Source organism: Nonomuraea sp. NPDC049784, assembly GCF_040659615.1.
In the GTDB taxonomy this organism is placed as follows: Bacteria; Actinomycetota; Actinomycetes; order Streptosporangiales; family Streptosporangiaceae; genus Nonomuraea.
Window position 1 is genome coordinate 1 of record NZ_JBFAMX010000105.1, and the last position, 26251, is coordinate 26251.

The window sequence follows — 26251 nt, forward strand, 5'->3', positions numbered from 1 at the left end:
GCGCCCGCGTCACCAGCAAGGGCGGCGCCATCGAGTACGTGCACTGGGCCACCCCGACGGCCCGGCTGCTGCCCCGCCTGCTGATCGGCCGCACCGCCGGGCCGGTGTTCCTGGCCGACCGGCGCGCTCCCGCCTCCGGCCGCCGCGCGCCGGCATCCGGCGACGTCTGCCCCATCACCGGGCGCGGCCGTCTGTCCTACCCGCGCGCCGAGTACCTGTTCAAGACCGCCTCGGCCGAACTCGACCCGCACCGCCAAGGGTGGACCCCATCGCGGCCTGCGCCTTCGCCGCGCTCCTGTTCAAGGTAGTGAGCAGTCCAGAGGTCCAGGAAATGCTGACATCGCTCATCGACCGAGCACTCAACACCGCCAACGGATGACCCTCCGCCACCCGCGGACCTCCATGGGCGCGAAGCGGTCGGCATCGCGGGGGTCGGTCACGGCCGAGACCGCCGCGATGCTGCCCGCGCTCATGGTCGTCCTGGCAGCCGCATTGTGGGCCATCCAAGTCGTCGGCGCCCAGTTCGAGTGCGTGGACGCGGCCCGCGCGGCAGCGCGAGCCGCAGCCAGAGGCGAGCCACTGGAGCAGGTCAGCGCCCGAGCCCGCTCAGCCAGCCGCGCGGACGCACAGGTGACCGTAACCCGCGAAACGAAGACCACAAGAGTCGAGATCACGGTAGAAGTACGACCGCCCTGGGCCCAGCCCCTACCGGCGGTCCGCATATCCGCGACGGCTACGGCCGACACCGAGGCCGGAAATCCCTGACGCAGTGAGGAAAGGCGGCACCGCCGACGGGCGGGCGCCATGAAGCAACGAGACTCAACAGAGAGGGGAGGCACCGATCAATCCCAAGGAACGAGGCTCAGCCACACTCTGGGGCGTAGCCCTCATGGGCCTCTTGATGGTGGTCGCCACCGCGTTCGCCACGGTCGGCTCGGTACGCGTGGCACTCCACCGCGTGAACGGCGCCGCCGACCTCAGCGCCCTGGCAGCAGCCAAACTAGCGATCGTCAACCCTGAAGGCGCCTGCGCCAGAGCCGCCGCCCTCGCCACGCAGAACGGCGTCGAGCTCACCCAATGCGAAATCACCAACGAGGTCGCCGACGTCTGGACCTCGTTGCCGATCTCGCTACCGCTATTAGGTACACGCACGTTGACAGGCAGGGCCCGCGCCGGCCCAGCAGTGACAACACCATGATCGAGTAACCGCCCAAGCCAGGCATCGCGCCCCCGAAGGCACCGGAAATCACCGGATACGGCGCCGCGACCTCGAAGGGGGGAGAGGAACCACCGGGTATGGCGTCGCGGCCTCGGAGGGAAGGAGGAACCGCCTGCGTACGGCGTCGCGGCCTCGGAGGGAAGGAGGAACCGCCTGCGTACGGCGTCGCGGCCTCGGAGGGAAGGAGGAACCGCCTCCGTGCGGCGTCGCGGCCTCGAAGGCAGGGAGGAATCTTCCGGGACGGCGGTCCGGCCTCAACGGCAACGATCATTCATCCGGTGCGCGTACCGGCAAGCAGCAGGAAGAGCGGGACACGACGCCGACGCGCCAGCTCGGCGACATCACCGTTGAAGCGATCCTCCCTGGGCTGGCACTCCCGCAGAGAAGTCAGGGTAAAACCCGTCCTCATCAGGGCGACCACATAATCCTCAACGGTGCGATGAAACCAGGTGACGGTGCCGCCCATCCAGCTCCTCGCCCGCGGCCCGTCGACGAAGTAGTCATCGACAACCCACGATGTGCGCTTCTCCCGAGTCCCGGAGTCGTACGAAGTCAGAACGGGATGAACGACGGTGAAAACGATGCGCCCGCCGGGTGACAGGCACGCATGACAGGCGGCCAGCACGGGCTGGATGTCATTGACATAGTGAAAAGCCAACCGCGAAACGATCAGATCGAAAGACGACGGTGGAGCGGAGAAGTCCTCGATGTCGACCATCTCCACGCGGCCGGAGGTTCCGCGCAAGGCCGCATTGCCCGCCTCGACCATCGCCGCCGAGCCGTCCAGTCCCAGGTAACTACGGCAACCAGCGTTCAACAGGACCTGCCCGATGGCCGCGTCCCCGCAGCCGAGATCCAGCACCCGAAGCCCCGCGACCGTGCCCAACTCCTCCAGGAGAGCCGGTTCCTCCATCACGTAGTTGGGACTCGACACGCCGCTGTGCCGATGACTGAGGTACCGCTCGAAGACATGAGGCACGTCATAGAAGGAGCCACCACGTTCGCTTCCAGTCACGGCCAGAAGTGTAGACAGACAAATGCGCCAAGGCTCTCGTCCCCCAATCCGCTGGCCATGGGGTCAGGGGGATAGAGCATGGTCTGACCCGGCACATGACTCGAATGGTGCGAAAAGCGATGTGGCGCTTGAGGCTGACGGGGTTAGGTCGCAATCCAGTCACGACTACTTAGACGTGGTGTCCAAGAGTTGTGTATGTCCCGTAAGGTTCCGCTTACCCTCAGTCCATGCCGTATGCGACAGGACGCTTGGGAGAGCTGGGACGAAGTCGCTAGGGTGCGGGTCCGGGGGCGGTCGGTGACCGTATCGGCCGGGCGGACTGCACTTCCGGTCGTCGCGTGAACGCCCCCAGGCGGTCAGGCGGCGCGAGGCTCTCGATGGAGGAAGCGTCGTGACGGTAGTCGGCAGAGTGGTGGCCGCAGGCGTGATCGTGGCGGGAACCATCGCACTTGGCGGATCCGCTCAGGCCGCCGCGGTGAAGTTGCGGGCCGACGGGCAGATCACCTCGCCCTCCGACGGTCAGGTGGTTGCGAACTCGTCTGTGACAGTTTCCGCGCATACGGGCGTGATGCAGCTGAATGTGGGCCTGTACGTCGAAGGCCCCTCCACGCCCAGCCGGAAGGTCGCCGGAGGTGGAGCGAGCCAGACGATCTCCGGGACGTTCGACGCCGGTAACGCCCCCAACGGCACCTTCACTGTGACCCTCAAGGGAGAGATCACCGGCACCGGGTACGCGACCAGCACGTTCAAGCTGCGGCGGCCGCCCGAAGTGCCGGGCAACGTGAACGCGACCAGGCAGGGCACCACCAAGGTCCTCGTGACCTGGAGCAAGGGCTCCGAGCCTGACCTGCAGTCATATGAGGTCTCCAACAGCCAGTCCGGCATCGTGGGGAGACTGCCCGCCGACAGCGCGTGCGCCGGATCCTCGTGCCAGGCGGCACTGGCCGTGCCGAGCAAGGCCAATGGGCAGAAGGTGGGGTTCACGGTCAAGGCGTTCAGGGGTGACGGCGACGGCGGCTCGATCGGATCGGGCAATTCGGCCGCCGCATACGTCACTTTCCCGGCGGCGCCCAAGCCCAAGAAGACCGCCGATGCCCGGACGCCCAAGACCAAGAACGTCGATTCGCTGCCCACTCTCCCGGCCAAGAAGCAGACCCTGCCGACGAGCAAGCCGACGACTCATAAGAGGCCTACCAGCCAGCTGCCGGCTATACCCGACACCGACCCCAACGGCAACCTCCCGATCCCGACCGTCGACCCGACGGGAGGTCTCACCCCAGCCGATACGAAGAACGGCACGCAGTCCGTTCCCGTCGACGCGAAGGCGCAGTCGGGTGAGTCGCCGATCGGGAACCTCGGCCAGTACGGCGTCTACGTCGCGGGAGGCATCCTCCTGTTGCTGGTCGGCGCCCACGCGGGTGCCTGGGCGCGTCGGCGCGCGCTCGCCGCGGTCGCGGAAGGCGGCGCCGCGTCCCGTACGACCGCTGTGGCTGCGGGTACGCCGTCGGCCAGTGGGGCGCAGGTCAGCCAGGGGAGCGACAGCGTTCCTGTCAGCGCGGCGGTGCCCCGCCGACGGCCCGCCGTGATCCTGGCGGTCGCCAAGACTCGCGTTCCCGACCGGTCGCAGGCCCAGCAGCCGTTATCAGCGGAGCGGCCTGACACGGCGGATTCCGACCGGACGCCGTCGCCCGCGCTCGATCAGAAGCGCAAGGAGGTGCCCGCCGTGCTTCCGCTCCAGGCTGAAGTGGGAGAGGTTCGAGGCATCGCGGAGACCCGTCAGGGGCCGGTCCGTATCGCCTTGCCCAGTTCCGCGGTCACGGACGTTCCCGAGTCCGACGCCTCCCCCGCGCGGCCCGCCGTACGGATCGAAGATCGGTGGGACGACTACCTGCCGCCGTCGCCCAGGTCCATGGAGGACAGTGGTTTCTGGGAGCGCCCACAGCCTGGGTCGGCCGATTTCTGGGCTGCCGACGATGAAAATAAGGAAGCGGACGAGGAACGCGCTTACGCCCTTCGCCGGCACACGGGTGGCGAGAGCTGAATTCATTCTGAAGAATGGCTATGTCAGGACCCTTACAAAAAGGGTCCTGGCATGGGTGTAGAGCGTGGATGTTGGTCGGCCGGGGCTTGGGGCGTGGAGGGCGGCGTCGTCTCGGATGGCCGCGCGACGTTGCAGGTGGAGCGGGGCTCTTGGAGCTTGGGGCGACGGTGTTACCCGCCTGGATGAAATGAGTTCAGAGGTTCTTGGCGGGGGCGGTGGGCGTTGCCGCGCGCGCCACAGCGGCTTTTACTGGGGTGTCAGCAGCGTGTTGAGGAGGCGAACGGCGCCTCGTTTGTCCAGGGGTTCGTTGCCGTTGCCGCATTTCGGCGACTGGATGCAGGAAGGGCAGCCCCGTTCGCATTCGCAGGACGTTATGGCCTCGCGCGTGGCGGTCAGCCAGTCCGCCGCGCGGGCGTAGCCGCGTTCGGCGAATCCCGCGCCGCCCTCGTGGCCGTCGTACACGAAGACCGTGAGGAGCCCTGTGTCGGCGTGGAGCTCGGTGGAGACGCCGCCGATGTCCCAGCGGTCGCAGGTGGCGAAGAGGGGGAGCAGGCCGATGGCGGCGTGCTCGGCGGCGTGGGCGGCTCCGCCGAGGTCGATGCCGGCCTCCGCGAGAGGGGCCACGGCCGAGGCGGGGAGCGTCCACCAGACGGCGCGGGTGCGGAGGGTGCGTGGCGGCAGGTCGAGGGGCTCGTCGCCGAGCATTTCGCCTGATTGGAGGCGTCTTTTGAGGTAGGAGACCACTTGCCGGGTCACCTCCACCTCGCCGAAGTGCAGGGTGCCGGGGCCCAGTGGGTGGGAGCGTTCGGTGGCGAGGATGGAAATGTCGGTTATGTCGCGAGCGAACGTGGTGAAGTCCGGGTTGGCGCTCGAGACCAGGGCCACTCCGGCCTCCAGATCGAGGAGCTCCACCAGGAAGGTCTCGCCCTGGTGGAGATAGACCGCGCCTGTGTGCACCGTGGTGTGGGCGGACGGCTCGTCCACGCTGCCCAGGAGGCGGCCGGTGGACGACTCCACGACCTGGATGGGGGCGCCTCCACCGCCCCGGATGTCGGCGAGGTCGGTGGCGCGCTCGCGTCTGGTCCAGAACCAGCCCGCGGGACGCCTTCTGAGCAGCCCCTGGGCGACCAGGTCCTCGAGGACGGTTGAGGTGGTGGTGCCGAAGATGGGCAGGTCGTCGTCGGTCAGCGGGATCTCGGCGGCCGCGGCGCAGAGGTGAGGGCCCAGCACGTACGGGTTGTCGGGATCGAGGACGATCGTCTCGACGGGCCGGCCGAACAGGGCCTGGGGGTGGTGTACGAGGTAGGTGTCCAATGGGTCGTCCCTGGCGATCAGCACGGCGAGTGCGTCCTGGCCGTCGCGGCCCGCCCGGCCCGCTTGCTGCCAGAGGGAGGCACGGGTGCCGGGCCAGCCTGCGATCAGCACGGCGTCCAGGCCTGAGACGTCCACGCCCAGCTCGAGGGCGTTCGTGGTGGCGAGGCCCATGAGCGTTCCTGCGCGGAGGGCCTTTTCCAGGACCCTGCGGTCTTCCGCGAGGTAACCGGCCCGGTAGGCGGCGATCTTGTTGGGGAGGTCGGCCCAGTCCGGATGGGTGGGGGTGTCTGGGATTGCCCAGGTGAGTGCGCTTTCCGGAACTGGTCCGCTCAGTTCACCATCGTGGCCGGTGGCGCGACTTGCGATGGGCTGCGTCCCCGTAAGGCTGTCCGCCATTCGGATTGCGCCAGAAGCGTCCGTTGAGGTGCCCACTGCCTTGGTTGCGCCCCGCGCGTCCGTTGAGGTGCCAGTCGTCCGGGCCGTGTTAGACGGGTGGGTGGAGGTGTCCGCTGTCTGGCCCGCGTCGGACGGGTCGGTGGAGGTGTCAGTCGTCCGGGCCGTGTTAGACGGGTGGGTGGAGGTGTCCGCTGTCTGGCCCGCGTCGGACGGGTCGGTGGAGGTGCCAGTCGTCCGGATCGCGCCAGACGAGTCCGTGGAAGTCCCCGCTGTCTGGGTCGCCTCAGACGGGTCCGCGGAGGTGCCCCCTGCCGGGGTTGCGTCAGAGGGGTCCGTTGAGGTGTCCGGCGTCTGGGTTGCGCCAGATACATCCGCTGGAGCGTCTGCCCTATGGGTGATGTTGGGGGCGTTCGTTGGGGTTCTTGGCGCCTGGCTGGCGGCTGGGATGTTCGTCGGAGTTTGTGTCGTCCGGGGTGCGTCGGTCGGGGTGGGCGTACTCGGGAAGCGGGCTGAGAGGGAGAAGGCCACGTCGGCGAGTTTGGCGCGGGCCGTCAGGGCGACCGTCTCGGCGCCGCGGCGGGAGCGGACGAAGGCGAGCGTGCGGACGTCCGCCAGGACGAGATCCGCCAGCAGGTCCGCCGCCTCCGCCGTAGCCGTCCGCCGTACAGGTGCCCCTCCCTCGCCCCGTAGCTCCGTCAGAGGCGGCTCCCACAGCGCGATGGTGGTCGCACCCTTGGGCGAGGCGTCCACCGTCACCTCGTCCATCTCAAGCCCCGTCAGCCTCATCGCGAACGCCCCCGGCTCGCTGGCCGTCGCCGACGCGAGCAGGAATGTGGGACGAGAGCCGTACCGGGCGCAGACGCGGCGCAGGCGGCGCAGGATCTGGGCGACGTGGGAGCCGAAGACGCCGCGGTAGCCGTGGCACTCGTCCACGACGACCATGCGCAACCGGCGGAAGAACGACGACCATTGGGCGTGACGAGGGAGGATGCTTCGGTGGAGCATGTCCGGGTTCGTCAGGACGTAGTTGGCGTGCTGGCGCACCCACGTACGTTCCTCGAACGGCGTGTCGCCGTCGAAGCAGGCGGCGCGCAGCTGGGTGATGCGCAGTTCGCGCAGGCTGCGCAGCTGGTCGGCGGCCAGGGCCTTGGTCGGCGTGAGGTACAGGATCGTGCCGCCGTCGAGGCAGGTGGCGACCGCGGGAGTCAGGTACGCGAGGGACTTCCCCGAGGCCGTGCCGGTGGAGATGATCACGTTTCGGCCACGGAATGCCAGGTCGGCGGCCTCGTACTGGTGAGGCCAGAGTCCTGTCACCCCGCGGTTCGCCAAGCGCGTAACAAGGACTTCTGGCGTCCATTTGGGCCATTGGACTTGACCGGCCTGACGTGCTGGAACATGCTCCACATGGGTGACACGCTCATGACGTGCGGGAACACCAAGCAGGTGGCGGAGGAGTGGACCTGCCTGTTGTGGGGAGGATGCGGAGGAAGTCACTGTTTCCAGTCTTGCATCTGTGGGCAAAGTCGCCGGGAATCGTGATTTCGTATAGACACAAGCCAGACGCATGGTTGAATGCCGCGCGTCAGGGTCGGACGATCTGGGGCCACGCTCCAGATTGCCAACCCCAAGAGAGTACTTTCGCAGGCGAGGCGCTGGAGGATCTGTGGATCTGAAGTTGGATCACCGCACCGAAGACCGACTCACCATCGTGGAGGTCGAGGGTGAGATCGATGTCTACACGGCGCCGAGATTGCGTGAGCTCCTCATTGACCTGGTCAACAAGGGCAACTTCCACCTTCTCGTCAACATGGAGAAGGTGGACTTCCTCGACTCCACGGGCCTCGGTGTCCTGGTCGGGGGGCTCAAGCGGGTTCGTGCACACGACGGCTCGCTCGAGCTGGTCTGCACGCAGGAGCGCATCCTCAAGATCTTCCGGATCACCGGACTGACCAAGGTCTTCGGGATCTACGCTTCGGTTGACGAGGCCAAGGAAGCTCACGGCAAAGACAAGTAGCATGGCTACCGTCGAGCTGACGTTCAGCGCACTTCCCGCACACGTGCGGACCGCCCGGCTGGTGGCGACGGCGATAGCCCGCCGCACCGGCGTGGAGGAGTCGCTGCTGGACGAGGTCAGGCTCGCCGTGGGTGAGGCGTGCTCCCGGGCAGTCGAGGCGCACCGCGTCCACTGTCCGGGCGAGCCCATCCGCATCGAGCTGCGTGACGATTCGGGGCGTTTCGAAGTCACGGTCAGCGACCAGGCCCCCAGCGATGAGATCAAGCAAGAGCAGCCCCTGGATCTGGGCATGCTCTCAGATTCGTTCATGTCAGGCTTCGGCATCGCGGTCATCGCAGGCCTGGCCGACGACGTCGAGGTCTTCCCCAGCCCGAAGGGCACGAACATCCGCATGAGCTGGCCAGCCGCCGGCAACGTGGGCTAAGCCCACTTCATGCCTCGCTCGCCGCGCTGGGCGCCGCGCCTTTCGACGCCCAGCCCGGCGATACCGACCATGGCCGGCTCGCACGTGGCGGGTGGTTTTCTTTTTGTTACGGCGGGGCCGACTTGGCGCCACCCGCCGTACGCGGCTGGGGGCCTCCAGGGAGACGCCGGCTGACCCGCACGTGGCCGGCCACCGTCACGGCGCCCAGGCACCGTGGCTTCCGTTTCGGCTGACCAGAAGCGCTTGCATTTCGGCTGATCCGGAGGCGCTTCCGGCTTCAGCTTGCCCCGCAGCGGATGGTGGACGAGCGTCGGCTGATGAGCGACGGCGGACGAGGGGCGAGGGACTCCGGTTCGGCTGGGGTGCCGCTGTGGGTGAAGGTTCCGGTGGGACGTCAGGTTCTCGGATGAGGTGCGGACAGCACGTTCGGGCCCCGAGTCCGGGTGCGGATGAAACGCCAGGCTCGCGGGTGATCTGCGGACGGCAGGCCCGAGTAGAGGCGCGGGTGGCAGCCCGGGACGTGGGGTCGGGCTGGCCTGTGGAGGGCCGGCGGGGTTTCGGCGGGGGCGTGAGGTTGGTGGCCGTGCCGGCATGGTGCTGGCGGCCCAGGTTCCGGTCCGGACATATTGATAGGTTTTCATGACCGTAAACCCGGGGAAATTTCACCTGTCAGGCCGCAAACCGGGTCGCTGTCAGGGGATTACTAGACGGACGCACAAATAGCCGCCTCGAGAGCCTTCATATCCGTTGAGTGCCTGCGTAGACTCCCGGCACCGGCCAAGGTGATCCGGCGGAACGCGGATTCAACCGGAAGCGGCACCCACAACCCGGATGGTGCCGCAACACCCGCCGAGGAAAACTGCAGCACCGCCCGGGCAGGACGACCGGTCTTGCCGAGGAGAACGATGAGCAGGCACATGCTGGCAGCGGAGCCAGCGTCCAATCTGGCCCTGAGTGGAAACAATCTCACCATCGTGATCGTGGTCGCCGCGGTCGCACTGATCGCACTAGCCGTCGCAGGCGGCCTGGTGCGCGAAGTGCTGGCCGCCGGCCAGGGCACGGAACGCATGCAGAACATCGCGCGCGCCGTACAGGAAGGCGCCGCCGCCTACCTCACACGTCAATTCCGCACGTTGGCGATCTTCGTCATCGTGATTCCCTTCCTGTTGCTCCTCCTACCTGCGGAAACGACGGATCTCCGCATAGGACGTTCGATCTTCTTCGTGGTCGGGGCGGTGTTCTCCGCGCTGACCGGGTTCATGGGCATGTGGCTCGCCGTGCGCGGGAACGTCCGCGTCGCCGCCGCGGCCAACGAATCGGGCGAGAAGCGCGCCATGCGCATCGCGTTCCGTACCGGTGGCGTGGCCGGGATGTTCACCGTGGGCCTCGGCCTGTTCGGGGCGGCCGTGGTCGTGTTCGTCTACCAGGGCAACGCGCCCGGCGTGCTCGAAGGCTTCGGATTCGGGGCGGCGCTGCTGGCGATGTTCATGCGAGTCGGCGGAGGCATCTTCACCAAGGCCGCCGACGTCGGCGCCGACCTGGTCGGCAAGGTCGAGCAGGGCATCCCGGAGGACGACCCGCGTAACGCCGCCACCATCGCCGACAACGTGGGCGACAACGTCGGCGACTGCGCCGGCATGGCGGCCGACCTGTTCGAGTCGTACGCGGTCATGCTGGTCGCCAGCCTCATCCTGGGCAAGGTGGCCTTCGGCGAGCAGGGGCTGGTCTTCCCCCTGATCGTCCCCATGATCGGCGTGATCACGGCGATCATTGGCATCTTCGTCACCAGAATGCGCGACAGCGACCGCAGCGGCATGGCGGCGATCAACCGCAGCTTCTTCATCTCGGCCGCGATCTCCGCGGTGCTCGTCGCAGGGGCCGCGTACCTGTACCTGCCCAGCAGCTTCGGCGGCCTGACCGGCGGCACCGTGCAGTCCGACGCCGACCCGCGGCTCATCGCCATCGGCGCCGTGCTCGTCGGCCTGGTACTGGCCAGCGCCATCCAGCTGCTGACCGGCTACTTCACCGAGACGACCCGGCGTCCCGTGCGCGAGATCGGCGAGAGCTCGGCCACCGGCCCCGCGACCGTCATCCTGGCCGGCATCAGCGTTGGCCTGGAGTCGGCCGTCTACTCCGCCCTGATCATCGGTGGCGCGGTCTATGGCGCGTTCCTGCTGGGTTTCGGCAACGTGACGCTCGCGCTGTTCGCGGTGGCTCTGGCCGGCACGGGCCTGCTGACCACGGTCGGCGTCATCGTGTCCATGGACACGTTCGGCCCGGTCTCCGACAACGCCCAGGGCATCGCTGAGATGTCGGGCGACGTCGAGGGCGACGGTGCCCGCGTGCTCACCAGCCTCGACGCGGTCGGCAACACCACCAAGGCCATCACCAAGGGCATCGCCATCGCTACGGCCGTGCTGGCGGCGACCGCGCTGTTCGGTGCCTTCCGTACCGCGGTGGAGGGTGAGCTGGCGAAGGCGACGGCATCGATCAAGGACGCGCTCGGTGCGTTCTCCACCTTCAGCCTGAGCATCGACCAGCCGAACGTCCTCGTCGGCCTGATCATCGGGGCCGCGGTCGTGTTCCTGTTCTCCGGGCTGGCGATCTCGGCGGTTGGGCGAGCCGCGATGCGCGTGGTCTTCGAGGTACGCGACCAGTTCCGCAACAAGCCGGGCATCATGGACGGCTCTGAGAAGCCGGAGTACGGCCGCGTCGTGGACATCTGCACCCGCGACTCGCTCCGCGAGCTGGCCACGCCCGGCCTGCTGGCGGTCATGACGCCGATCGCGGTCGGGTTCGCGCTCGGGTACGCGCCGCTGGGCGCCTACCTCGCCGGCGCCATCGCGTGCGGCACGCTGATGGCCGTCTTCCTGGCGAACTCGGGTGGCGCCTGGGACAACGCCAAGAAGCTGGTGGAGGACGGCCACCACGGCGGCAAGGGCTCGGAGGCGCACGCCGCCACGGTCATCGGCGACACGGTCGGCGACCCGTTCAAGGACACGGCAGGTCCGGCCATCAACCCGCTGATCAAGGTGATGAACCTGGTGGCGCTGCTGATCGCGCCGGCCGTCGTGCTGTACGCGGGCAACCCGGCCGTCCGCATCAGCATCACGGTGGTGGCGCTGGCCGTGGTGGTGGGCGCCATCGTGGTGTCGAAGCGGCGCTCCGTGACCACCGAACCGGCCAACAACGACGACCGGGAGCACGCTCCGGTCGCGTCATAGCCCGGCAACACACCCTCCAGACGCCCGCCCCACTGCGTAGGGGCGGGCGTCTCGCTTTCCTACCTTCCAGGGGCCCGGGGTTCGGCTTGCCGGCTTCCTCGTTCCCGGTGGTGAAGTGTTGCGGGGGCCGGTGGGCGCTTTGGGCCGCAGCGTAGGGGGCGGTGCTCGGCGCAATGTGAACGGCGCTCAGGGGGCGGTGTAGGGGCAGATCCACGGTGCCGCGGACCCTTGTGGTGTACACCCAGCCAGGACGAGGCGCCGGACACGTGCGAGGCATGTGGCGCTGGTTCGGGACGCCGAGGTTGAAGGCGGGCGTGGAAGCGCGCCCCCTCGGTGGGAAACTGGGCGCGTGAAAGGCGACAAGCAGCCCAGCGGCGGAAAGACCCTGGGCCTCATTCTGCTGGCGATGCTCGTCATCCTGGCCGCGATAGTCGTGCTGGCCGTCTGGGCCTCGAGGACAGGGTGATCTGGTGCGGACGTTGATTGTGCTGCGGCACGCGAAAGCCGCCCACATCCCCGGGCTGGCCGATCGGGAGCGGCCGCTGACCGAACGGGGTGAGCGGGACGCCAAGCGGGCAGGCGATGAGATCAGGGCGGCCGGGCTCGACCCGGACGTCGTGCTCTGCTCTCCGGCGCTCAGGACCAAGCGCACCGCCGAGATCGCCTTCCCCGAGGTGGAGATCAGCTACGAGCGGGACATCTACGAGGCGTACCCGGAGGAGCTGCTCGAGCTGGTCCGCCGGGCCGATCCCGAGCTGAGCACCGTGGTGCTCTGCGGGCACAATCCGGGCGTGCACGAGCTGGCCCTGGGGCTGGCCGGCGGCGACTACGTCTTCCGGCCGGGGGCGTTCGCGGTGATCGAGGTGGAATCAGCCTGGGAGGAACTCTGGCCGGGCGAGGGGCGCCTGGTCACGCACTGGGACCCCAAGGAGAGCTGACCCAGGGGTCACACCGTCAGTGAGCCGTCCTCCGCGTCCGCCGCCTCGACCTCGTCCCGCGAGATCCCCAGTAGGTAAAGGATCGAGTCCAGGTAAGGCGTGTTGACCGCCGTGTCGGCCGCCTGCCGCACCACGGGCTTGGCGTTGAAGGCCACCCCCAGCCCGGCGGCCGCGATCATGTCCAGGTCGTTGGCCCCGTCACCGATGGCGACCGTCTGCGAGATCGGCAGGCCGGCCTCGCGCGCGAACCTCTCCAGCGCCCGCGCCTTACCCGGCCGGTCCACGATCTCGCCCACGACCCGGCCGGTCAGCTGCCCGTCGATGACCTCGAGGACGTTCGCCGCCGAGTAGTCGATCCCGAGCTCCTCCACCAGCCCGTCGGTGATCTGCGTGAACCCCCCGCTGACGATGGCGAAGCGGTAGTCGAGCCGCTTCAACGTGCGCACCAGCGTACGGGCGCCGGGCGTGAGCACGACCTCCTTGCGCACTTCCTCGAACACCTCGGCGGGCAGCCCTTCGAGCAGCGCCACCCGGCGCCGCAGCGACTCGGCGAAGTCCAGCTCGCCGCGCATGGCCTGCTCGGTGACCCTGGCCACCTCCTCCAGGCACCCGGCGTGGGCCGCCAGCAGCTCGATGACCTCGCCCTGGATGAGCGTCGAGTCGACGTCCATGACGATCAGCCGCTTGGCCCGCCGCGACAGGCCGGTGCGCTGCACCGCCACGTCCACCTCTTGGATCGCCGCCTCCGCCGCCAGCTCGACCCGCATGGAGTCGGGGTCGGCGCCGGAGACGGACAGCTCGATGCAGGTGACGGGCCACTGGGCGAGGCGTTCGATGCGGTCGATGTTCGCGCCGGCGGCGGCGATGCGCCCGGCGATGCCCGCGATGGCCGCGGGCTGGAGCGTGGCGCCCAGCACGCTGACCGACAGGCGGCCGCGGCGGCGCTGCTCCTTGGTCTGGGAGCCGGTGGAGAGCTCCACCTCCATGCCGAGGTCCTCGGCCACACGCTCGACGGCGGTCCACATGGCGCCGAGGGTGGTGCCGGTGCCGGTCGAGGGGCCGCCCGCGTACGCGACGAGCACGCCGAGCGTGAGCCGGCCGCGGATGACGACCTGCTCGATATCCGCCACCGTCACAGGAAAGGCGGACAAAACGGAGAATAGCCGTGAAGTCACGCCAGGCCGGTCGGGGCCGGTCAGGGTGATGAGGAGGGTGCGCTGGTCCACATCGAGCCACGGTACTGCGCCCGGCCCGATGCTCGCGAAGCAGGTCGGGCATTCGAGTGCAGGGCAGAGGTGAACGTTCCGTAAATGAACATGGCCGGCAACATCCCAGCTGAAAGGGCGGTGAACGGCCGATGAACGCAGCGGACCGCGCCCCGGAGGACGCGGTCCGAAACGTTCCAGAGCTAGCGGACGATCTTGGTCTTGACCGTCTTCGCGTAGCCGTGCTCGGGGACGCCGAGCCGCTCGAGCTCTTCCTTGCTCATGTCCTCCATACCCGTCTGGAGGTCGTAGGAGATCACGCCGAGCGTCGCCGTCTCCGTGCCCTTCGCCGTCTTCTTCAGCTTGGTCTCGAAGATCATCGCGATGGACTCGTCCTTCTTGAGGACCTTCGGCACGAGGCAGTAGAGCGCACGGCCCTCGAGGCCGCACTCGGTGCCCTTGACGCTCGAGCGGTAGTAGATCTTCCTGAGGTCGACGTCCTTGGGGAACTGGCCGCCGAGGAAGTACGCGTTGGCCTCGTAGGGCCCGGTGTTGGTGGCGACGATGGTGTAGTTGAGCTTGCCACCGGCCTTGGCCGTCTTCGCGACCTTCACGCTGACTTTGAAGACCGAGAACGGATCGTCGGCGACAGCCGTGGCGGAAGCGGGAACAGCCGGTACAAGCAGGGCGCTCGCCAGCAATGCCAGCGATGCGACCTTGGTCAGGTTGCGCATTAAACGTCTCCGGTGAGGAAGTGGGCACGGGGACGCAGATGCACTCAGCCCCCGTTAAATGCCCGCTGTTCCTATCATGACGGCAAAATCTGTGTAAAGACTATTTCTTCAGAATCAAGTGTGTGTCGCCGAACTCGTGCCACAGATATCCCTTCCGTAGCGCCTCCTCGTATGCCTGTGCCAGCGCTTTCTCGCCCGCTATCGCGCTCAGCATGAGCAGGTGGCTGGATCGCGGCTCGTGCAGCCCGGTGATCAGCCCCGTGACGGCCCGTACGCCGCTCTGAGGCGTGACGACGTGCCGGGTCCAGCCGGCCGCGGGAGCCACCCGCCCGTCATCGCCCGCGGCCGTCTCCAGAGCCCGTACGGCGGTCGTCCCGGCGGCCACCACCCGATTGCCGCTCTCGAGCGCCAGGTTGACCAGCCGCGCCGTGGTCGCCGGCACCTCGTACCGCTCGGCGTAGGGCGGCTCGTCCTTCTCCGGCGAGGCCACCCCCGTGTGCAGGGTGATCGGCGCGATCCCGACCCCGCGCGACACGAGCGCCGTCACCAGCTCCGTGGTGAACGGCCGCGCGGCGCTCGGCATCTCCGCGCTCCCCGGCACGGTTGCGAACACGGTCTGGTAGGCCTCGATCGGCCAGTCCTCGCTCACGTACGAGTAGCGGATCGGCGCCCCGTGCACCCGCAGGTACGCCTCCACGTCCCGGTCGAGCGACGCCCGCCACAGCCGCGGCGTCTCCCGCTCGATCAGCCTCAACGTGGCCCGCCCGGGCAGCGGCAGCCATTCGCCCGGCTCGCCCCCGCCGTAGGGCTCGGAGGCCGTGGCGGTACGGCGGCGCAGCTCGACCAGCCAGGTGCCGTCCTCCCTGGCGGTGGAGAAGTGCACGGACAGCCGGTCGAGCCGGACGGCCGCGGGCAGGGTCGCCGAGTTGTTCACCACGATCAGGTCCCCGGGGTCGAGCAGCTTCGGCAGGTCGCTGAAGTGGTGGTGCGAGGGGTCGAGGTCGCCGCGGGAGACCATGAGACGTACCGCGTCCCTGGACATCCCCCTCGCCTCGGGAGGCTCGCCGGCGGACAGCCCAGGCGGCAGCGCGAAGTCGAGCGCGAGCGTCATTGCAGGCTCACTTTCCCGCTGGCCGGACGCGCCTTGACCAGGTCGTGCAGCGCCGCGGCCACCTTGGCCGGGTCGGCGGCGGCCGCGGCCTCCTCGGCGCCCACGGCGTCGGCGAGCATGCGGGTGTTCATCTCGCCTGGATCGACCCACCAGACCCGTACCTCGGGCTCCTCGGCCGACAGCACGTTGGAGAGCTGCTCGAGTGCGGCCTTGGTGGCGCCGTAGCCGCCCCAGCCCTCGTACGCGCCCGTGGCGGCGTCCGAGGTGATGTTGACGACGGCCCCGCCCGCCGTGCGGAGGGCGGGCAGTGTGGCCTGGAGGAGGGCGAGCGGAGCGGTCACATTGGTCTCCAGCAGTACCCTGAACGCCTCCAACGGGTAGCCCGCCAGCGGCGGCAGCGGGGTGACCCCGAGGTCGCTCGCGTTGTTCACCAGGAGGTCCAGCTCGGGCACCGCGTGGGCCAGCCGCCGAACGTGCTCGGGCTCGGTCACGTCGCCTGGGATCGCGGTGGCGCCCAGCTCGGCCGCGGCCCGCTCGAGGTCGTCGGCGCCGCGGGCGGTGAGCACGAGGTTCCAGCCCGCACCTGCCAGCGACCTCGCCAGGGCGAGGCCGAGGCCGCGGGAAGCGCCGGTGATGAGTGCGGTGTTCGTCATGATGCCGACGCTAGAAACGCGGCGGGCGGCGCACATCGGGCTGAAGGCCCGCCGCCGCATGGGCACATCGTCCTAGGACCATAAGCTGGGTGCCGTGTCCTCCGACCGAGACGAGATACTCCAGGCGGTGAGCTCGGCGGTGCTCGCCGTCACCCGTCACCTGTCGGTCCGCGAGGTGCTGCAGGTCATCGTACGCTCGGCGCAGCGGCTCCTCGACGCCCGCTACGCCGCGCTCGGCGTGCCCGACGAGGACGGTTCGTTCGCCGAGTTCGTCGCCGAGGGCCTCACCGACAAGCAGTGGGACGCGATCGGGCCGCTGCCCAGACAGCACGGCATGCTCGGCGCGATGCTTCGCGACGGCACCCCTGCCAGGCTGCCCGACCTGCGCAAGGACCCGAGGTTCGAGTGGTGGCCGAAGGCCCACCCGGTCATGAAGGACTTCCTCGGGGTGCCGATTCGCGACGGCGAGCAGGTGCTCGGCATCATCTTCCTGGCCAACAAGCGCACGCCCGGCGGCTTCACGCAGGCGGACGAGGATCTGCTCACGCTGTTCGCGGCGCACGCCGCCATCGCGCTCATCAACGCCAGGCTGTACGAGCGCGGTCGCGAGCTGGCCATGCTGGAGGAGCGCAACCGGATGGCCCGCGAGCTGCACGACGCGGTGACGCAGAAGCTGTTCTCGCTCAGGCTCACCGCGCAGGCCGCCTCCGCCATGCTCGAGCGGGCGCCCGAGAAGGCGGCCCAGGAGCTCGAACGCGTCCAGCGCCTGGCCGGGGAGGCCCTGTCCGAGCTGCGGGCCGTGATCGTCGAGCTGCGACCGGCCGAGCTCGACCGGCACGGCCTGGCCGAGACGCTGCGCAAGCACGTGCGCCTGCTCGACCGGCTCCACCCGTCCCTGGTCACGTTCGAGTGCGCGGAGCTGCCGGAGGTCGACTCCGCGGTCGAGGTGGCGGTGCTGAGGGTGGCCCAGGAGGCGCTGCACAACGCGCTGAGGCACTCGGAGGGCGCGAGCGTATCCGTGGGCCTGGCATACGAGGACGGCAAGCTGGCGTTGACCGTACGCGATGACGGCAGGGGCTTCGAGCAGGCGGAGTCGCGCGGCCTGGGCCTGGTGTCGATGCGCGACAGGGCGGAGTCCGTGGGCGGGGTCATGACCGTCGAGTCGGCCCGCGACAGGGGGACCACGGTACGCATGGAGGTGGGCGTTTGATCCGGGTGCTGATCGCCGACGATCATCCGGTGGTGCGGCAGGGGCTACGTACGTTCCTCGACCTGCATGACGACATCACGGTCGTCGGCGAGGCGGGCGACGGGGCGCAGGCCGTCGAGCTGGTCGCGGAGCTGGCGCCCGACGTGCTGCTGCTGGATCTGAAGATGCCGGTGCTCGACGGGCTCGGCGCGCTCGAGCGGCTGGCCGGGTCGGCGACCAGGGTGGTCGTGCTGACGTCAGTGAGCGATCGCTCGGACGTGGGCCCGGCGATGCGGGCGGGGGCGTCGGGGTTCCTCTACAAGGACGTCGATCCGCCTGCGCTGGTCCAGGCGGTGCGCGCCGTACACGGAGGGCAGGTGCTCCTGGCCCCCGAGGCGGCCGAGGCGATGTTGTCGCCGCAGAACGACCCGCCGGGGCCCGTGCCGCTGACCGAGCGCGAGCGTGAGGTGCTCGCGCTCATCGCGGCCGGCCGGTCCAACAGGGAGATCGCCAGGAGCCTCGCCGTGGCCGAGAAGACGGTCAAGACCCACGTCTCCAACGTGCTGATGAAGCTGGGCGTTCAGGACCGCACCCAGGCGGCCCTCTACGCGGTACGGCACGGCCTGGGGTGATTTGGGTCAGGTGTCCTTCTTCTTGTTCGTTTCCTCGTGGCTGGCCGGCGGGTTGTAGGTCTTGACCGGCGGCGGCGGCGTCCAGGTCCGGCCCGGCCGCGGCGGGGTGACGATCTGGGTCTTGACCTTCTTGAGCCACAGGTAGCCCTTGATGCCGAGGCGCTTGAGCTCTTCCTCGTCGATGTTCTCCATGCCCTGGTCGACGTCGAACGACATCACGCCGACGCGCGCCGCGACCGTGCCCCTTGTGCCCGGCTTCAAGGTCAGCTGGAAGTTGAGCCAGTCGGTCTTGCCCTTCTCCAGCCGAAGCGGACCCCAGCACCAGAACCACTGGCCCTCCCAGGTGCACTTGGTGCCCTTCGGGCCGCCCCAGCGCAGGGTGGGCCGGACGCCCTTGGGCACCTGGCCGCCCATCCAGTAGTAGTCGGCGTAGAAGGGGCCGAGGTTCTTCGCCCGGACGTAGTACGTGATCTTGCCGCCGCGCTTGGTACGGGTGGTGTGCTTGACGGAGATCTTGAATTTCGAGAACGGCTTCACACGCGCGACGGTCGCGGCGGGGGGCACGGTCGTGGTGGTGGCGCTCGCCTGGGCGGGCACGGCCAGTGGTGCGGCGGCCAGACCACCGGCTAAGAACAGACTGACGCTTCTGCGCATGGGACGGCTCCCCGTACGGTGCTGGAAATTGCCGATCATCTTCAGGATTATTGCGTAGGGCAAATTTTTCGCAAAGAGCGATGATCTTTCGTGACCTGGGATGGCTTGCGGGTTTTTGCCGGGGCCCATCACGCTTGTGATCGGGGTCTAGCACGACGGGGGAGGGCCAGGTGCCGGAAACGCACCCCTTACAGCCGACCGATCCTCGGACATTGGGCGACTACCGGCTGATCGGCCGCCTGGGCAAGGGGGCGCAGGGGATCGTTTTCGAAGCCGAGTCGCCTGACGGGCGGCGCGTGGCGATCAAATTACTCAACACCCGGCTGGACAAGCCGGGTCTGGACGCCGAGCGGTTCATGCGCGAGGTGGCGGCCGCGCGCCGGGTCGCCCAGTTCTGCACCGCCCAGGTCCTCGGGGCTCACATGGACGGCGAGCAGCCGTACATCGTCAGCGAGCTGGTGGACGGGATCTCGCTGCAGGCGGTGGTGCGGCGGGTGGGGCCGCGTACGGGCGGCGCGCTCTACCGCCTGGCCGTCGGCACGGTCACCGCCCTGGCCGCCATCCACCGCGCCGGGGTCGTCCACAGGGACTTCAAACCCAGCAACGTGCTGCTCGGGCCGGACGGGCCGCGGGTGATCGACTTCGGCATCGCGCGGGCGCAGGACTCGGCCATGACGCTCAGCAGCGGGATCGTGGGGACGCCCGCGTACATGTCGCCCGAGCAGGTCTCGGGCGAGCGGGTGGGTCCGGCCGGCGACATGTTCAGCTGGGCCCTGACCATGGTGTTCGCGGCCACGGGGCGGCCCGCGTTCGGTGGGGACAGCCTGCCCGCGGTCATCTACCGGGTCATGCACGACGACCCTGACCTCTCTACGCTGCCGGAGGATCTGCGGCCCATCGTGCAGGCGTGCCTTCGCAAGCGGGCCGACGAGCGGCCTACGGCGGCCGAGGCGCTGTTCGCGCTGCTGGCGAACGAGGGCGAGTCGCCGGGGCCCGACGACGTGGTCGCACTCAACACGGGGTCCCAACTCGCCGCCGAACGCACTCCCGCGGACCCACCCCCGCTTGCGGTGAACTGGCGAACGCCCCCCTCCGGTCCGAACCCGACGCCTCCGGGCACGGTCCCTCCGCCCGGTTCCGGTGCGGCGCCCGTGTCTTCCGCGGGGAGCGGCTGGGCGAGTCCCGATGGTCGTACGCCTCCCACCGGCCCTGGCGGGTCGCCCGGGTGGGCGAATCCGCCGGGGCAGTGGCAGGTGCCGCCGCCGTACCCGATGAACGCAGCGCCCCATGCGCCCCCGCCTCCTTCAGCGGCTCCCCGGCCGAAAGCTCCTGGGGTCGGTGAGGCGCCGTCCGGGCGGGTGCCGGAGCCCGTCGGGCAGGTGGACAACGACGCGTTCTTCAAGCACGCGCCGGTCGTGGAGCAGCCGGACGAGGTCAGGGCCAGGCGCAGGCGGGCGGCCATGGTGTCCGGCGCGCTCGTCGTGGCGCTCGCCCTGGCCGGAGGGGTGCTGTGCCTCGGGCCGAAGATGTTCGGCACCAGCCGGCAAACCGGCGGGAACGGGGCGCAGGCAACCACCTCCGTCAGCACGAGCCCCGTACCAGCCCAGACCCAGACCCAGAGCCCGAGCCAGGCCCCGACCGCGACGCCGACTCCCACCACGACCGTCGCCCCCACGCAGGCGGTCGTCCCCGTGCTCGGCAAGCAGGACGGGAAGGCGCTCAAAGGCCACACCAAGGGCGTGCAGACGCTCTCCGCCCTGTCTGTGGGAGGCAAGACGTGGTTGGTCACCGGTGGTCAGGACGGCCGGGTACGCCTGTGGGACCTCGCCGAGCACAAGTCGCTGGCCACGATGAAGGGCCACAGCGAGGAGGTGTACGCGGTCGCCTGCGTGATGGTCGGCAAGACACCCATGGCCGTCTCCGGCGGCTATGACGGCAGTGTGCGTCTGTGGAACCTCAAGACCCACAAGGGCAAGGTCCTCGGCCGGCACGGCGAGGCCGTCTACGCGGTCGCGGTGACCAAGGTGAAGGACAAGTACGTCGCGGTCACCGGCGACGCCAACGGCTATCTGAGGTTCTGGGACCTGAAGAAGCGCAAGGCCACGGGCAAGAGCATCAGGGCCCACCGCAAGCCGGTCAACTGGCTCAGCGCAACCCATATCGGCGACCGGGCTGTCGCCATCTCGGCCAGCGAGGACGAGACGGTCCGGATGTGGGACATGGCCAGGCGCAAGGCGTACGGGAAGGCGTACAAGGGCCATTCCAGGGGCGTCTACTCGGTCGCCGTCGGCAAGGTGGACGGGAAGACGGTCATAGCGTCGGGCGGTAAAGACGGAAAAATCCGGATCTGGGATCCGCAGACCCGCAAGACCGTCGCCACCCTCTCCGGCCACAAGAAGATCGTTTACTCACTGTCCTTCGGGACCCTCGACGGCCGGACGGTGCTGCTGTCCGGCAGCACCGACGGCACGATCAGGCTCTGGGACCCCGAGACCCGCAAGACGCTCGGCAAGCCGGTCAAGGCGCACAAGAAGGGCGTGTACGCCGTGGGCATCGTCCCCCTCGACGGGGGCGCGGCCATCGTGTCCGCGGGCAAGGACAAGGTGGTCAGGCTGTGGAAGATCAGTCCCTGAGCGGTTCGAAGATCGCGTGGTGGGCGGCCACGAGCGCACGGCGTACCGCGCGGTCCAGCTCGCGCAGGGCCGCGGTGCGGGCGGCGATCTGCCCCGACGTGAGGCCGCGCTCGTCGGCCAGCGGCAACACGCCGGCCAGCCGGGCGGCGAGGGTGGCGACGCGGTGCGCCCGCGCGGGGTAGCCGGGCGCCAGCTCCCCACCCCCGCGCCCCACGGCCGAGGGACGGGCCTGCGCGGGACCTTCGACGGAGGACAGCGCCTCGGTGGCCGAGCGCATGGCGTCCGACAGCTCCCGCTCGGCCTCCGCGAGCGACGGCAGATCATGGCGTACGGGCCCGGAGTCGTGCACCTCCAGGCGTACCCCGACATAAGAAGACCCACGAAGATCCGGAGTGGGCACCAAACCGAGGTTGCGTTCGTCGAGCACCGCGATGGCGGCCTGGCCGGCGTCCACCGCCGCCGAGTTGAACGGCGCGGGCCCGGACAAGCCCAGCGGATCGCCGGGGGCGGGCAGGGCGAGCCGGAGCTCCCGCAGCCCGTCGGCACGCAGGTTTGCGAGGTATTTACGCAACGGGAGGTCGCCGGCGACGGCGGGACCGCCGGTGGCTTCTACGTGGTCAGCCGCCTCGTCGAGGCCGACGTGACCGGCGAGCCACGCGTTGCCCCAGGCGACCAGTGAGGGACAGACAGGCGATTCAGGGCGCACCGGTCCACGATAAGCGCTCGCCCTGCAATAGGTTTGTCCCGAGCGTGACTCCTAAGGAGGTATCGGGGATGGGTGGTCAGGTGCTGCGGCTACAGGACGTCGCCGTCAGGCGGGACGGATCGGCCCTGCTGCGCGGCATCGACTGGACGGTCAACGCGGACGAGCGATGGGTAGTCATCGGGCCCAATGGTGCGGGCAAGACCACGTTGCTGCAGGTCGCTGGCACGTTGCTGTATCCGAGTGAAGGATTGGTCGAGGTTCTCGGGGAGCGGCTCGGGCAGGCGGACGTGTTCGACCTGCGGCCGCGGATCGGGCTGGCGAGCGCCGCGCTGGCCGAGCGCATCCCGCCCGAGGAGAAGGTCATCGACCTCGTGCTGACCGCCTCGTACGGGATCATGGGCCGCTGGACGGAGGAGTACGACTCCAACGACGTGACCAGGGCCGTCGAGCTGATCGACATGATGGGCGCGGCCCACCTGATCAGGCGGCGGTTCGGGACGCTGTCGGAGGGGGAGCGCAAGCGGGTGCAGATCGCCCGCGCGCTCATGCCCGACCCCGAGATGCTCCTGCTCGACGAGCCCGCGGCCGGGCTGGACCTGGGCGGGCGCGAAGACCTGGTGCGCCGGCTGTCGGTGCTGGCGGGCGACTATCGCTCGCCGACGCTCGTGCTGGTGACGCACCACGTCGAGGAGGTGCCGAGCGGGTTCACGCATGGGCTGCTGCTGAAGCACGGCTCGGTGGTGGCGCAGGGGCCGCTGGAGCACGTGATGACGGCCGACAACCTGTCGCAGACGTTCGGGGTGCCGCTGACGCTGGACCGCAGCGCCGAGGGACGCTGGTACGCCCGGGCCTACTAGATCACCATTTATGTATATGAAGGCCGCCCAAGGCTGAAACGAAATAGGATCTACGGAGTCGGTCCCCTCGACTTCGGAGCGTCGCCATGTCCGTCGAGCAGCTCATCGTCGCCCTAGTCGTGGTCGCGGCGGTGGGCTTCGGGGTGGCCCGCACGATCCGCATCATCCCGCAGGCCACGGCCGCCATCATCGAGCGTCTCGGCCGCTATCACAGGACGCTGACCCCCGGGCTCAACCTCGTGGTGCCGTTCATCGACCGCATCAAGGACATGATCGACCTGCGGGAGCAGGTGGTGTCGTTCCCGCCGCAGCCGGTCATCACCTCCGACAACCTCGTCGTGTCCATCGACACCGTCATCTACTTCCAGGTGACCAATCCGAAGGCGGCCACGTACGAGATCGCGAACTTCCTGATCGGCGTCGAGCAGCTCACGGTCACGACGCTGCGCAACGTGGTCGGCGGCATGGACCTGGAGCGCACGCTGACCTCGCGTGAGGACATCAACACCGCGCTGCGCGGCGTGCTCGACGAGGCGACCGGCAAGTGGGGCATTCGCGTCAACAGGGTCGAGCTCAAGGCCATCGACCCGCCCGCCTCCATCCAGGACTCGATGGAGAAGCAGATGCGCGCCGACCGCGACAAGCGCGCCGCCGTGCTGACCGCCGAGGGGCAGCGCCAGGCGGCGATCCTGCAGGCCGAGGGCGAGAAGCAGGCGTCGGTGCTGCGGGCCCGCGGCGAGGCGGAGGCGGCCGTGCTGCGCGCCCAGGCGGAGGCGGAGGCCCAGGCCATGCGCGCCAAGGGCCAGGCGGACGCGATCGGCATGGTGTTCAGGGCCATCCACGAGGGAAGGCCGGACCAGCACCTCCTCGCCTACCAGTACCTGCAGACCCTGCCCGAGATCGCCAAGGGCGACGCCAATAAGATCTGGATCGTCCCGTCGGAGATGGGCAAGGTCCTGGAGAACCTCGGCGGCCTCTTCACACCCCCCAAGAGCCCGGACACGTAAAAGGAGGGTTCGTGACGGGGTGGGAGCTGGCCGTGGTCTGCGCGGCCGGTGTGATAGCCGGTGCGATCAACGCCGTCGTCGGGTCGGGTTCGCTGATCACGTTCCCCACGCTGATCGCCGTGGGCGTCGATCCCGTCACCGCCAACGTCTCCAACACCATCGGGCTCGTGCCGGGCTCGTTCACGGCCGCGCACGGCTACCGTCCCGAGCTCCAGGGGCAGCGCGAGCGCCTGCTGCGGCTGGGCCTGGCCTCGGCGCTCGGGGCGCTGATCGGCGGGATCCTGCTGCTGTTCCTGGATCCCGGCGTGTTCCACGTGGTCGTCGTCGCGCTGATCGCGCTGGCCTGCGTGCTGATCCTGGTGCAGCCCATGCTCAACCGGTGGCTGGCCGAGCGGCGCGAGCACGCGCACCCCCACGGGGGCGTGGCGCTGTGGCTCTGGGTGCTGGCCGCGGGTGTCTACGGCGGATACTTCGGCGCGGCCCAGGGGGTGCTGCTGATCGGGCTGCTCGGCAGCTTCCTCGACGACCATCTCCAGCGGGTGAACGCCGCCAAGAACGTGCTCGCGCTGATCGTGAACGCCGTGGCCGCGGTGCTATTCGTGGCGGTCGCGCATGTGGACTGGCTCGCCGTGGCCGGGGTCGCGCTGGGGTCGGTGGTGGGTGGGTTCCTGGGCGCCAGGCTGGGACGGCGTATCCCGGCACCCGTACTGCGAGGGGTCATCGTGTGTGTGGGCGTCGCGGCTATTTTCGTACTGGTGTACGGATAATTCCGGACTCATATGGGTATGAATCCGTACATGAAGGGTGATCGGGTGGAGATCGTCATCGATGCTGGCGGAACGCCGCGTACTTACGAGATCAGGGCCACCCGCGCCGGTCGGCGGGTCGAGGTGACCACCAGGCGGGGGCTCGTCGAGGTGAGTGAGGTCACCCGCGGCGGCACGCCGGTGCGGACGGCCAGGTTCATGTCCAGCCGCATCCTCGCCCTCGTCGAGCACCCCGCGGGCGAGATCAACTGAAGTCCGCGGCGTGGTCGCGCGCCCACTCCCCGAACGTCAGCGCGGGCCGGCCGAGCAGCCGCTCCACGGTGTCGGTTACCGGCTCCGGAGCCGTCACGAGGCTCGCCCACGCCTTCAGCGCGCTGTCCACGAAGCCCGCGTCGCCCCAGGCCGCCAAGAGGTGCTCGCGGGCCACGTCCGCCGGCAGGTCCTCCCAGCGCACCTCGCGCCCGACCGCCTCGCCGATCACGCGTACCTGCTCGGCCTGGGTCAGCTGCTCGGGGCCGCTGAGCACGTACGTGGCGCCGTTGTGGCCCGCGGAGGTGAGCACGTGCACGGCCACCGCCGCGATGTCCTTCTCGTGGATCAAGGACCTTGAGGCCTGCCCGTACGGCCAGTGCACCACGCCCTGCCTGATCTGTCCCGCCCAGCCCAGCGTGTTGGCCGCGAAGCCGCCGGGCCGCAGGAACGTCCAGCCCAGCCCCGAATGCCGGATCAGCCGCTCGATCTCGTGGTAGTGCGTCTCCGGCTCGTCCGGCACGTCCGCCGACAGGTACACCACGCGCCGCGCGTGTCCGGCGACGGCCGCGACCACGTCCGCCGCATGGTCCGCCGTGAAGGCCGGCCAGAGCAGGAACACGCTTTCCACGTCTTTCAGCGCCGGCTCGAGCGTCTCGGGCGCGGTCAGGTCGCCGCGCACCACCTCGACCCGTTCCGGCAGCCGCGCGCGCTCCGGGTCCCTGACGAGCGCCCGCACGTCCAGCCCCGCCTCCGCGAGCTGGGACACCACATGCCTGCCTACATTGCCGGTCGCGCCGGTCACAAGAATTGTGCTCATGAGGCCGACGGTAAAACCTCAAGCCAACTTCAGGTCAAGCCGGGCCGTACCTGGATCGTGCCGTCACGCCGGATCCGCGTCTCGAACATGGGCGCGGGCGCGGTCGCGGGCCCGTGCCGCACCGAGCCGTCGTGCAGCCTGAACGTGCTGCCGTGCCACGGGCAGACCACGCACGCCTCACCGTTCTCGATGACCAGCCTGCCCTGGTGCAGCGGGCCGGCCAGGTGCGGGCAGCGGTCGGCGAGCACGGTCACGGCCTCGCCCTGACGCAGCACGAAGAGCTGGATGTAGCCGAGTCGCCGCGCCACGGGGCGGCCCTCCGGCAGGTCCCTGAGCAGGCACAGGTCGTGCCAGCCCAGCGGCACGAGGTGGGAGATCTGCGGGGCGTGGTTGGCCCCGGCCGCCTGCCGGTAGGCCATGTGGCCGCCGAGGTAGCCGCCGAGCCCGGC

The 26251-nt window shown here is 69.3% G+C and carries 25 protein-coding genes and 1 pseudogene; 16 read left to right on the forward strand and 10 right to left on the reverse strand.

What is annotated here, in order from left to right; translation table 11 throughout:
• From AB0J09_RS22440 to AB0J09_RS22455, 4 genes and pseudogenes are all read left to right on the forward strand, one after another.
• A pseudogene (locus tag AB0J09_RS22440) lies at positions 1-308 on the forward strand (hypothetical protein); the annotation flags it as partial.
• On the forward strand, positions 308-379 hold the full coding sequence (locus AB0J09_RS22445; protein ID WP_360694198.1) for a hypothetical protein: 72 nt from the start codon (positions 308-310) through the stop codon (positions 377-379). The pseudogene AB0J09_RS22440 and the gene AB0J09_RS22445, both read left to right, overlap by 1 nt.
• Positions 376-765, forward strand: a complete 390-nt coding sequence (locus AB0J09_RS22450) for a TadE family type IV pilus minor pilin (protein WP_360694139.1) — start codon at positions 376-378, stop codon at positions 763-765. The genes AB0J09_RS22445 and AB0J09_RS22450 overlap by 4 nt, the downstream gene beginning before the upstream one ends.
• 76 nt (positions 766-841) lie before the next feature.
• Positions 842-1198, forward strand: a complete 357-nt coding sequence (locus tag AB0J09_RS22455) for an Rv3654c family TadE-like protein (protein ID WP_360694201.1) — start codon at positions 842-844, stop codon at positions 1196-1198.
• A 292-nt stretch (positions 1199-1490) separates the two neighbouring features.
• Here AB0J09_RS22455 and AB0J09_RS22460 read toward each other — a convergent pair whose 3' ends face one another.
• On the reverse strand, positions 1491-2234 hold the full coding sequence (locus tag AB0J09_RS22460; protein WP_360694141.1) for a class I SAM-dependent methyltransferase: 744 nt from the start codon (positions 2232-2234) through the stop codon (positions 1491-1493).
• Positions 2235-2625: 391 nt separating this feature from the next.
• Between AB0J09_RS22460 and AB0J09_RS22465 the strand changes: the two genes are divergently transcribed.
• Complete coding sequence (locus AB0J09_RS22465) at positions 2626-4275, forward strand: hypothetical protein (protein WP_360694144.1); 1650 nt, start codon at positions 2626-2628, stop codon at positions 4273-4275.
• Positions 4276-4521: 246 nt separating this feature from the next.
• Here AB0J09_RS22465 and AB0J09_RS22470 read toward each other — a convergent pair whose 3' ends face one another.
• A complete protein-coding gene (locus AB0J09_RS22470) occupies positions 4522-7299 on the reverse strand; it encodes a DEAD/DEAH box helicase (protein ID WP_360694147.1) in 2778 nt (925 codons plus the stop codon).
• Positions 7300-7648: 349 nt separating this feature from the next.
• Here AB0J09_RS22470 and AB0J09_RS22475 point away from each other — a divergent pair, with 349 nt between their 5' ends.
• The 4 genes from AB0J09_RS22475 to AB0J09_RS22490 all read left to right on the forward strand — a co-directional run bounded on the left by AB0J09_RS22475 (position 7649) and on the right by AB0J09_RS22490 (position 12585).
• Positions 7649-7999 (forward strand): STAS domain-containing protein, encoded by a 351-nt coding sequence (locus AB0J09_RS22475; protein WP_043629845.1) that lies wholly within the window; start codon positions 7649-7651, stop codon positions 7997-7999.
• A 1-nt stretch (position 8000) separates the two neighbouring features.
• Positions 8001-8423, forward strand: a complete 423-nt coding sequence (locus tag AB0J09_RS22480; protein ID WP_360694150.1) for an ATP-binding protein — start codon at positions 8001-8003, stop codon at positions 8421-8423.
• Positions 8424-9328: 905 nt separating this feature from the next.
• Positions 9329-11647 (forward strand): sodium-translocating pyrophosphatase, encoded by a 2319-nt coding sequence (locus AB0J09_RS22485; RefSeq protein ID WP_360694153.1) that lies wholly within the window; start codon positions 9329-9331, stop codon positions 11645-11647.
• 470 nt (positions 11648-12117) lie between these two features.
• Complete coding sequence (locus tag AB0J09_RS22490; protein WP_360694156.1) at positions 12118-12585, forward strand: histidine phosphatase family protein; 468 nt, start codon at positions 12118-12120, stop codon at positions 12583-12585.
• 8 nt (positions 12586-12593) lie between these two features.
• On the opposite strand, the gene serB is transcribed toward AB0J09_RS22490, so the two are convergent.
• The 4 genes from serB to AB0J09_RS22510 form a co-directional block, all read right to left on the reverse strand.
• Positions 12594-13811 (reverse strand): phosphoserine phosphatase SerB, encoded by a 1218-nt coding sequence (gene serB / locus AB0J09_RS22495; protein WP_360694159.1) that lies wholly within the window; start codon positions 13809-13811, stop codon positions 12594-12596.
• A 182-nt stretch (positions 13812-13993) separates the two neighbouring features.
• Positions 13994-14524 (reverse strand): hypothetical protein, encoded by a 531-nt coding sequence (locus AB0J09_RS22500; protein WP_360694162.1) that lies wholly within the window; start codon positions 14522-14524, stop codon positions 13994-13996.
• A 100-nt stretch (positions 14525-14624) separates the two neighbouring features.
• A complete protein-coding gene (locus AB0J09_RS22505) occupies positions 14625-15635 on the reverse strand; it encodes an S-adenosylmethionine:tRNA ribosyltransferase-isomerase (RefSeq protein WP_360694164.1) in 1011 nt (336 codons plus the stop codon).
• Positions 15632-16288 (reverse strand): SDR family oxidoreductase, encoded by a 657-nt coding sequence (locus AB0J09_RS22510; protein WP_360694168.1) that lies wholly within the window; start codon positions 16286-16288, stop codon positions 15632-15634. The genes AB0J09_RS22505 and AB0J09_RS22510 overlap by 4 nt, the downstream gene beginning before the upstream one ends.
• A gap of 94 nt (positions 16289-16382) precedes the next feature.
• Between AB0J09_RS22510 and AB0J09_RS22515 the strand changes: the two genes are divergently transcribed.
• Together AB0J09_RS22515 and AB0J09_RS22520 are read left to right on the forward strand one after the other, a co-directional pair.
• Complete coding sequence (locus AB0J09_RS22515; RefSeq protein WP_360694171.1) at positions 16383-17498, forward strand: GAF domain-containing sensor histidine kinase; 1116 nt, start codon at positions 16383-16385, stop codon at positions 17496-17498.
• Entirely contained in the window at positions 17495-18109 is a 615-nt protein-coding gene (locus AB0J09_RS22520; RefSeq protein ID WP_360694173.1) for a response regulator transcription factor, read from the forward strand. The genes AB0J09_RS22515 and AB0J09_RS22520 overlap by 4 nt, the downstream gene beginning before the upstream one ends.
• 6 nt (positions 18110-18115) lie before the next feature.
• Here the strand turns inward: AB0J09_RS22520 and AB0J09_RS22525 are convergent, their stop codons facing one another.
• A complete protein-coding gene (locus AB0J09_RS22525; RefSeq protein WP_360694176.1) occupies positions 18116-18763 on the reverse strand; it encodes a hypothetical protein in 648 nt (215 codons plus the stop codon).
• 170 nt (positions 18764-18933) lie between these two features.
• Between AB0J09_RS22525 and AB0J09_RS22530 the strand changes: the two genes are divergently transcribed.
• On the forward strand, positions 18934-21396 hold the full coding sequence (locus AB0J09_RS22530) for a serine/threonine-protein kinase (RefSeq protein ID WP_360694178.1): 2463 nt from the start codon (positions 18934-18936) through the stop codon (positions 21394-21396).
• On the opposite strand, the gene AB0J09_RS22535 is transcribed toward AB0J09_RS22530, so the two are convergent.
• Entirely contained in the window at positions 21386-22102 is a 717-nt protein-coding gene (locus AB0J09_RS22535) for a hypothetical protein (protein WP_360694180.1), read from the reverse strand. The genes AB0J09_RS22530 and AB0J09_RS22535 overlap by 11 nt on opposite strands.
• Positions 22103-22170: 68 nt before the next feature.
• Between AB0J09_RS22535 and AB0J09_RS22540 the strand changes: the two genes are divergently transcribed.
• The 4 genes from AB0J09_RS22540 to AB0J09_RS22555 all read left to right on the forward strand — a co-directional run bounded on the left by AB0J09_RS22540 (position 22171) and on the right by AB0J09_RS22555 (position 24985).
• Entirely contained in the window at positions 22171-22959 is a 789-nt protein-coding gene (locus tag AB0J09_RS22540) for an ABC transporter ATP-binding protein (protein ID WP_360694182.1), read from the forward strand.
• Positions 22960-23045: 86 nt separating this feature from the next.
• Entirely contained in the window at positions 23046-23966 is a 921-nt protein-coding gene (locus AB0J09_RS22545; protein ID WP_360694185.1) for an SPFH domain-containing protein, read from the forward strand.
• An 11-nt stretch (positions 23967-23977) separates the two neighbouring features.
• The gene (locus AB0J09_RS22550; RefSeq protein WP_360694188.1) at positions 23978-24733 is read left to right on the forward strand and encodes a sulfite exporter TauE/SafE family protein; all 756 of its coding nucleotides are present in this window, start codon (positions 23978-23980) and stop codon (positions 24731-24733) included.
• Positions 24734-24763: 30 nt separating this feature from the next.
• Positions 24764-24985: a hypothetical protein gene (locus AB0J09_RS22555; protein WP_349452626.1), complete on the forward strand. Its 222-nt coding sequence runs from the start codon at positions 24764-24766 to the stop codon at positions 24983-24985.
• On the opposite strand, the gene AB0J09_RS22560 is transcribed toward AB0J09_RS22555, so the two are convergent.
• Together AB0J09_RS22560 and AB0J09_RS22565 are read right to left on the reverse strand one after the other, a co-directional pair.
• Positions 24978-25802: an NAD(P)H-binding protein gene (locus tag AB0J09_RS22560; RefSeq protein WP_360694192.1), complete on the reverse strand. Its 825-nt coding sequence runs from the start codon at positions 25800-25802 to the stop codon at positions 24978-24980. The genes AB0J09_RS22555 and AB0J09_RS22560 overlap by 8 nt on opposite strands.
• 29 nt (positions 25803-25831) lie before the next feature.
• A partial coding sequence (locus AB0J09_RS22565) for a Rieske (2Fe-2S) protein (protein WP_360694195.1) occupies positions 25832-26251 on the reverse strand: 420 nt, incomplete at its 5' end.